This is a genomic window from Lentiprolixibacter sp., from assembly GCF_982873095.1.
In genome coordinates this window covers 1-3,223 of record NZ_CEYNTP010000286.1, presented here as the reverse complement: position 1 = coordinate 3,223, position 3,223 = coordinate 1, and the positions used below count along the sequence as shown (strand labels likewise).

Here is a 3,223-nt window from a genome sequence, read left to right as displayed (position 1 = left end):
TTGATACACTCACTTAATTATCTGTACAACTAAAGATACCTCGGATATGATATCCGAGGTATCTGATGCAATTTCCGGTGTGTCCATGCAGGATAACCTTAAGTGATCATTCAAAAAAGTATTTGCCATGAAATCGTTTAAAAGAATATTTCTGATTATACCGGCCCTGTTCCTGTTACTTACCTGTGCTAAAGATGAAGATCCTGAAAAGTTTATCCTGTCCGTTTCTGTAACACCGTTAGACGGAGGTAGTGTTTCCCCTGATGGCGGTGTCTTTCAGGAGGGAACTGTGGTTACACTGCAGGCTACCCCTGCAAACGGATACCTGTTCAGGGAATGGGCAGGAGATCTCCAAAATACAGATAATCCCATTATAGTTACCATGGGAGCCGATATGAATGTAACTGTAGTCTTCGTGAAATCAGATGGTGATAACGATGGAGTAACTGATGATATAGATGCCTGTCCGGGTACCCCCCCGGGTGAAGCTGTGGATGCTACGGGTTGCTCCGCTTCAGAGACAGATACCGATGGGGATGGAGTAATAGACGATCTGGATAATTGTCCAGATACTCCTGAAGGTGAAGAAGTCAATGAGCAGGGATGTATTGTAACTTCTGCCATCTACCTGGATAGCAATGGAATTACTATTAAGTGCTACGAATGGGGCCCAGTAGGGCATGTGGGAGAAGTCAATGGTGTTACCTATACCATTGTAGATGAAGAAATGTTGAGAGAAATGATTGAGAATAATGAGGATGTTACCACAGTTTGTACGACCAAGGTTTTAAACATGAGTGAATTGTTCTTAGATACTACATTTAATGGGAATATCAGTTCCTGGGATGTTAGTAACGTTACTGATATGACCTTTATGTTCTCGTATTCCTCTTTCAATCAAGATATCAGCGCATGGGATGTTAGTAATGTTACCTCAATGAAAGGTATGTTCCACAGTATTGACCTTTGGGTGAATCTTGATCCCAATCCATTTAACCAGGATATAAGTTCATGGGATGTAAGCAATGTTGAGGATATGTCCTATATGTTTTTCCATTCTTCTTTCAATCAGGATTTAAGCGGATGGAACGTGGCAAATGTCACCCAATGCATGAATTTTAGCACAGTTACCCCACAATGGCTGCTTCCCAAACCCAACTTCACAAACTGTGACCCAAATTGATCTTTGAATTTATTTCCTTCAGTAAACAAAAGATCCCTCGGATATGATATCCGAGGGATCTTTTTCATCATGGGGTTTTTATAATCATCCCATGGTTTTTCCCGTATTTTCAACCTTTACAAACTCCACCCTGCGGTTATTGGCTTTGCCTTCCGGGGTGTCATTGGTGTCTGTGGGAACAGATTCACCCCAGCCTTTTGCGATTAACCGATCAGCTGAGATGCCCAGGGTCACCATAGTGTTCATCACGGTAGTGGCCCGTGCCTCGGATAGCATTTGATTACTGGCCTCATCCCCGTCACTGTCTGTATGTCCTTCCACACTGAATTTCAGTTCAGGGTGGTCTTGCATCAGGGACACAACACTGTTGATTACACCCATGGATTCGGGCTTTAGAGTAGCTTTGTTGACATCAAAGCGGATGCCGTTGGCCACGATCTTACCATCCTGCAGTACACGGTCATAGTATTTCACCCCGCCTTTTGCAATCCGGAAATTCTTGATGTAGAATTTGTAATTGTCCGAAGCGTGATAGGCCCTCAAGGATATCCCCATGGGTTCAAAATCCAGGCGGGGAATGTTGATGAGCCTTGTTTCATCTATATATGCCTTAAACTTTCCGTTGGTATAGGCAATGGCGATATGCGCCCATCGGTCCTGAATGTTTCCATCGGGGATCCGGCTGCTTGCCGGACGAAGGGTCATGCCACGGTACCGGATGTCCAGGTCCCTGTATTTAGACGAGGCCCGTTGGTTTTTCCGGTCGTAGAAGAACACCTGGAAGGAATTGGGGTTATTCACATACAGGTCGAATTCTACCGTAAAGACCTCCGGCAGATAATCGCTTTCCGGATTTTTCAGGTAGGGTATGATCTCGGGTTGTCCACCCCGGAACATGATTATGGGCTCTCCACCGAATACGGCATTTTCTGCCGTTCCATGGACCAAATCCCAGCGTGAGGGGAACTCTCCGTTCTCTTCACCCACCTGGTTGTCCTCGAAGATCACCTTATCCCCGGGGACAAAATCGTATTTCGCCCAGTTAAGCACCGGTTTTTGGTCTTGCTGGCCTTCCCCTTGTTTTTCTTGTGTGCCTTTCTTTTCTTCGCCCTTTTTTTCCTCTTCTTTAGGGTCCTTCTTATCTTTTTTAAGGGCATCGTCGATCTCCTTATCGACCTTTTTCTCTGCTTTCCGCTCAACTTTTTTCTTTAGCTTTTTCAGCACCTGTGCTTCAGCGCTTACCGGGGCGAGCAGAAATGCCCCCAGAAACGCAAATATTAGTGTTTTTCTCATGGCAGTAGTCTTTAATAAAATGGTGTTGTGCAGGTTCGATTAAACTGCTAACCGAACACAAGGATCAAAGTTTGGGAAAAAGCTGCGCCTGGGCAATGATGGGTGTCATGTGAAGAATAATGTAAAAAAGCCTGGAGCATTCAAATCCCGGCCTGAGCAATAAAAAAGTTAAGTTTTCCTTAAGTCGCGGTATTTCCTTGTAATTATTCGTCCAGCCATCGGGGAATTCCTAGCTTTGTACGGATATAAATTGATAATCAGAGAGATAAAGACAACATGAGTAAAGTAAAAGCAAATGACACCATACAGGTGCATTACACAGGCAAACTGACCAACGGACAGGTATTTGACAGCACGGAAAGCAGGGGGCCGCTCAAGGTTACCCTGGGGCAGGGAAGCCTTATTCCCGGTTTTGAAAATGGCTTACTGGATATGGCGCTGAACGAAAAGAAAACCATTACTATCCCCAAGGAAGAAGCCTATGGGGAGGTGCGGGAAGAACTGTTCCAGGCCATACAAAACACAGATATACCAGACACCATCAAACCTGAAGTAGGCATGGGCCTGGTTGCCAAAGGTCAGGACGGTTCTGAAAGACAACTGCGGGTAACCGAGGTACAGGAAGACCACATTGTTGTAGACGCCAACCACCCGCTGGCCGGACAGGATCTGATCTTCGAACTACAGGTCGTGGAGATCGAATAGCCCGCCAGTTACAAACAAGACTTAAAAACCGCCTTTAAGGGC

At 45.3% G+C, this 3,223-nt stretch carries 3 protein-coding genes; 2 read left to right on the top strand and 1 reads right to left on the bottom strand.

The window, feature by feature from the left end:
- The first annotated feature begins 127 nt into the window (after nucleotides 1–127).
- Nucleotides 128–1,183, top strand: a complete 1,056-nt coding sequence (locus AC4E7D_RS13280; protein WP_490174269.1) for a BspA family leucine-rich repeat surface protein — start codon at nucleotides 128–130, stop codon at nucleotides 1,181–1,183.
- Between the two features lie 84 nt (nucleotides 1,184–1,267).
- Here the strand turns inward: AC4E7D_RS13280 and AC4E7D_RS13275 are convergent, their stop codons facing one another.
- Nucleotides 1,268–2,476, bottom strand: a complete 1,209-nt coding sequence (locus tag AC4E7D_RS13275; protein ID WP_490174268.1) for an OmpA family protein — start codon at nucleotides 2,474–2,476, stop codon at nucleotides 1,268–1,270.
- Between the two features lie 276 nt (nucleotides 2,477–2,752).
- On the opposite strand from AC4E7D_RS13275, the gene AC4E7D_RS13270 reads away from it, so the two are divergent.
- Complete coding sequence (locus AC4E7D_RS13270) at nucleotides 2,753–3,181, top strand: FKBP-type peptidyl-prolyl cis-trans isomerase (protein ID WP_490174267.1); 429 nt, start codon at nucleotides 2,753–2,755, stop codon at nucleotides 3,179–3,181.
- Nucleotides 3,182–3,223: the final 42 nt, after the last annotated feature.